Source organism: Pseudoalteromonas sp. G5_S1_14_S5 (assembly GCF_054968605.1).
Genome location: NZ_JBQKUM010000142.1, coordinates 1 through 4,568 on the forward strand (window position 1 = coordinate 1; position 4,568 = coordinate 4,568).

Below are 4,568 nucleotides of genomic sequence, written 5' to 3' on the forward strand. Positions count from 1 at the left end.
GCTTATACAGGTGTAGTGTGGGCAAACAAGAGGGATGTTAGCCAGCTTAAATACGGAGTCTAGAAAACCTTGCAGCGCTCTCAATGGCATAGAGAAAACGCGTTTCACCATCAGAGTGGTAGTAATGGCTAAGTTGCTGAATCGGCGAGGTCTACCACGCTTGCATTGTTTGTTTTGCTTCCACTCGGCTATCGCTTCCTCATCCATCCAAAAGGTCAGAGAGCCACGGTTGATTAAGGCTTGATTAAATTGCTTCCAGTTAGTTGTTTTGTAACGAGGTTTAGGCATGAGACTACGACTATTGATGGGTGTAGCCGATCAGATCGTAGCTTCCTGATTTAGTTCCATTGATTTAAGCAACAAGGCCGATTAAGCCGGAAAAATTAAAAGATATGGATGAATTTTAAAATAAATTAATATAGTTGAAAACCATTGCCTTACATCGTATTTAATATAAAAGTTATATATTCAGGTTTGATTATTGATAGAATATATACTTATATAATAATTCGGTTCTAACTCTAAGGAGTTATTGATGGATATGTTGGGTAAAGATTGCTTATTGCAATTAGTGCTTGAACACTTTCAAGAAGATATAGCAAAGTCCGTAAACTTTGTGACTGGTGAAGTTGGAGTCGCATATTCAGATTTGCCACACAACCTTAATTTTTGTATGAGTTTATCACTTGTGGAAAAAATTTACCCCACTAGTTAACTCGCCTCTGTTCTAAATCGACGAAAACACAACTTTAAGGTTTAAATATGGTAACTGACAACTTTTTCTATAACTCTGAATTATATAGAGACTACAGTTAGCTTGTTGTAGAAAGGCAGTTAAGAGGGAGTGATTTACTTATTTGTTGTTTAGATACAGGTAAATACTATGATAGCTTTTCATTGGCAATGTTACATTCTTATTACGAACAAAAGCCAGAGATGATCGCATCTGGTTTTTGTCGGATTATGTCTTTAGTTGACAACAATTATTTTAGAAAAATCAACTGTAAAGGGAACTTCAAAGAAAGGTTATTTAATAACACTCGGGGGGAGTTAGCTGAATACCTAGAGTCTAACAAAGTGAAAATGAAGAATAGTCACTTTTCAATCAATCGAAAAATAGAAAACAAAATCACATTTAATACCTACGACCACGTTAATTTTGATCAGTATAATAGTAGGTTAGATGCGATTGTTATCGCATCACTAACCAATAAGTATCAAGAAATTGTCCGTAAGTATGCTCATGATATCCTCATACCTGGAGGGCATGTCTTTATCTGTGATAACTCCCATGCTCTAGAACTACAAGGAATGCGGTGTTTGAAAAAAGGGGTTTATGTTCGTGTTTAGACTGATTTTCCTGTTGAGGCTCTCTTTGTAACCAATGGAATAAATCAGTTCTAGCAGTAGCTGAGTGCGCAACTGCTAGTCGTTTTTACGTGTAGGAAGCTTCCGCTTTTCAAACCAGATTCTTGCATTATGCAAGTTTGAATCGGTTAATCGTACGCATGAGATTTTCCGAGATACCTCTAAGTTCACGGCTTGAATGAGCCATTTCGGTAGATTCACTCGATACTAAAGTCGCCATATCACTCAAGCTGGCTACGTTACGGTTAATTTCGTTCACAGTGAGTGTTTGCTCTTCAGCGGCAGTTGCAATATGTTGCGCCATACCTTCAATTTTATTAACTTGCTTGTTGCTCTCATCAATTTTGCATCCTGCCTGCGCGGATAGCTTTGAGGCTTTATTAGCTTTATCAACACCTTGGTGCATTACTGTAACGACATTTTCAGCACCCACTTGCAACTTTTCTATAATATTTTGAATCTCAAGTGTGGACTCCTGAGTACGTTGAGACAGGGTTCTTACTTCATCTGCTACCACAGCAAAGCCCCGGCCATGATCACCAGCTCTAGCGGCTTCAATGGCGGCGTTGAGTGCTAAGAGATTTGTCTGTTCTGCGACTCCTCGAATAACTTCTAGAACCGTATCAACATTTTTTGCATCAAGCGCCAACTTCTGGACTGCTTGTCCTGCAGAGGTAATGACTTCCGCCATTTCGTTTGCTTCTATTACGTTATTTTGAATAATTGAGGAGCTCTTCTGTGTCTCCTGTGCTGCAAACCGACTTGCTTCGTTTGCTTCAACGGTTCGCCCAGCAACTTCCTCAACGGTAACCAGCATTTCTGTCATGGCTGTTGCAAGCATATCCACGTCGTTTCTTTGCTGATTAAGGCTATTATCTATTTGGTGAACCGAATCAGTTAGTTGCGTTGCAGATGCTGATACTTGAGTTCCAATACCCTGAATTCCGAGCATAATCGATTGAATAGACTCTACAAACTGATTGAAATATCGAGCCAAGAAAATCAGTTCTTTGCTTCCATCTTCGGGTATGCGCTGCGTTAAATCACCTTCACCTTTTGATAGTGCTTTCATCGCAGCCAAAGTACGATTCAATGGGAGAGTGATGGTTTTTATAAAATATCCAACGATCAGTGAGAGAACAGCTAAAATGCCTACTGCATAACCCATCGAAGTCATCTCAGCTTGGTGAGTCGTCGCTTGTAAGGCCACCATATTTACACCTGAACCAACCATCCATCCCCAGGGCTCCAACATTATTGCATAACTGGTTTTTGGTTCTAGCGTCTGTTTGTTTGGGTTTTTCCAATGGTAATCAATGAATCCACCCCCATTTTTTGAAATACTGTACATCTCTCTGACAAAATATTTTCCCCTGCTATCTTGCAGGTCCATGATATTTTTCCCTAAAAGAGAGGGGACACCTGTAGCTATTTGCTTTCCTTCTCGATCACCTATGAAGATATAATTCCCACCATCAAATCGCATATTTGAGATGGTTTCCAATGCGCGAGCACGTGCTTCTTCTTCGCTTAAATTTCCTATTTCACTCTGACTTTGATAATATCTAATAACGCTAACGGCGCTTTGAACTAGCGTTTTTACCCCTTTTTGATAACTCTCACGCACATGTTGGCGTGAGCCGTCTATATTTAAAATGGTATTTGCGAGTAAAGCGATTGCAAACAAAGCGAGAATCGCCCAAACTCTAATTGCAATCGATACGCTTTTTATTTCTTTAATTATCATAGATTTATCCCTTAACCAAAATTTCACCAACGTAATATAAGAATTTATATAAACTTAGAACTAGAATATCTTTATTTTTATGTTTTAAAGTTAGCACATAAAAATTATTTAGTTTGGTGCTTAATGTAAGTTAAAGAATATTTCGTTGTTAATGATAGATTAAATAATTGAACTGATTGATTGTTAAGTTAATAAAATATCTTTAAAAATAAAATTTATTTAAATTGAAACATGTATCTAGGATTTTCAACATCGTCGAATATAATTTGCTAGTTAAATATAAACTTCAACTTATATTTCAGTAGTTTAGATTCAGTTTACTTAATCATGTGATCTTTCCAGGTTCCATGTGCCATACAAAAGACTTCGGTCTGCTTGCGAGTATTAGCCAAGAACAGTAAGTTATTGAACGAGTCCATGTACTTAGCGAAAGAGGATAAGGTGGAACCTGCATGTAGAACTAGAATTGCGCCGTAGGTGTACTTCTACCACATGCTGACCGAACGCGCCTAAAAAACCGAGCTGTGCGACGCCTAAGGCCATCATTGCATTGGTTGATATGTACAACCCGTAAAAGCCGGTCATCAATTTAACAGCGTGCTCGGGCACAAGAATCTTATCCAACCCCCAGAGCAAGAAGACGATAAAAATGCCGACTCTCAGTAGCAATAGGCTGGTGGTTAGTTTGGTTTAAATTAATCGGTTAGGTTGGCGAGATGTGGTATTCATGAGTCGCTGCAATTTGCTGTTGTTGTCTGAGCAGGCTGATGGCTAGGTTGATTGGCATCGGCTTATAGAAATAGAAGCCTTGGATATAGTCGACGCCTAGCTTAGACAAGACTTTTACTTGCGATTCATACTCTACGCCTTCCACAATAACCTGCATGCCTAAAGTGCGGTAATGAAAAAGGTTTTATCGGTTGTATTATTAGCGTGTGTACCTTGGGTGGTATCTGCTTCTGACGGTGTGGTCGATTGCGACAATGCGATGAACACGCTAGAGATAATCCACTGTGCTGCACTTGAACTTGAAGCTGCACAGGTAGAGCTTGAGGAATACTTAGCAGTCAGCTTTGAACACAATGCTGAGGATACAGAATTGGTGGATGCCATTAAGGGTGCGCAGGAGAGCTGGCAAGCTTATATGACAGCGCATTGTGATTCTGTATATACCCAATGGCGCGACGGTTCAATTCGTGGGCTGATGGCGCTTTTTTGTAAGACCAAGTTAATCAAGCAACGCACACATGAGGTATGGGAAAACTTTTTAACTTACATGGACAGCACACCGACTGTGTTACCAGAACCATCAGGTGATGGAATAAAAAATTGTTAGGTTTTATCTATTAGAAAGACGGAGGATACAGTTTGATGGACGACGCTTATTAATGGCTAAAGAGCTAAAACTAACGCTAAAGGCTAAAAGTTAATGGAAAAAGCCAACTGGATAAGC

At 39.3% G+C, this 4,568-nt stretch carries 6 protein-coding genes; 3 read left to right on the forward strand and 3 right to left on the reverse strand.

Annotated features, from left to right (window positions below; translation table 11 throughout):
* Window positions 1–288: transposase (locus ACTRWI_RS21970; protein WP_499133826.1), on the reverse strand; the 288-nt coding region annotated here is incomplete at its 3' end.
* A 247-nt stretch (window positions 289–535) separates the two neighbouring features.
* Here ACTRWI_RS21970 and ACTRWI_RS21975 point away from each other — a divergent pair.
* Window positions 536–715 (forward strand): hypothetical protein, encoded by a 180-nt coding sequence (locus ACTRWI_RS21975; protein WP_499133827.1) that lies wholly within the window; start codon window positions 536–538, stop codon window positions 713–715.
* Window positions 716–897: 182 nt separating this feature from the next.
* Window positions 898–1,350 carry a hypothetical protein gene (locus ACTRWI_RS21980; RefSeq protein WP_499133828.1) on the forward strand — a complete coding sequence of 151 codons (453 nt, stop codon included), beginning with the start codon at window positions 898–900 and terminating at the stop codon, window positions 1,348–1,350.
* Between the two features lie 127 nt (window positions 1,351–1,477).
* Here the strand turns inward: ACTRWI_RS21980 and ACTRWI_RS21985 are convergent, their stop codons facing one another.
* Entirely contained in the window at window positions 1,478–3,115 is a 1,638-nt protein-coding gene (locus ACTRWI_RS21985) for a methyl-accepting chemotaxis protein (RefSeq protein ID WP_499133829.1), read from the reverse strand.
* A gap of 703 nt (window positions 3,116–3,818) precedes the next feature.
* The gene (locus ACTRWI_RS21990) at window positions 3,819–4,001 is read right to left on the reverse strand and encodes an EAL domain-containing protein (protein WP_499133830.1); all 183 of its coding nucleotides are present in this window, start codon (window positions 3,999–4,001) and stop codon (window positions 3,819–3,821) included.
* A 15-nt stretch (window positions 4,002–4,016) separates the two neighbouring features.
* Here ACTRWI_RS21990 and ACTRWI_RS21995 point away from each other — a divergent pair, with 15 nt between their 5' ends.
* The gene (locus tag ACTRWI_RS21995) at window positions 4,017–4,451 is read left to right on the forward strand and encodes a lysozyme inhibitor LprI family protein (RefSeq protein WP_499133831.1); all 435 of its coding nucleotides are present in this window, start codon (window positions 4,017–4,019) and stop codon (window positions 4,449–4,451) included.
* Window positions 4,452–4,568 lie beyond the last annotated feature (117 nt).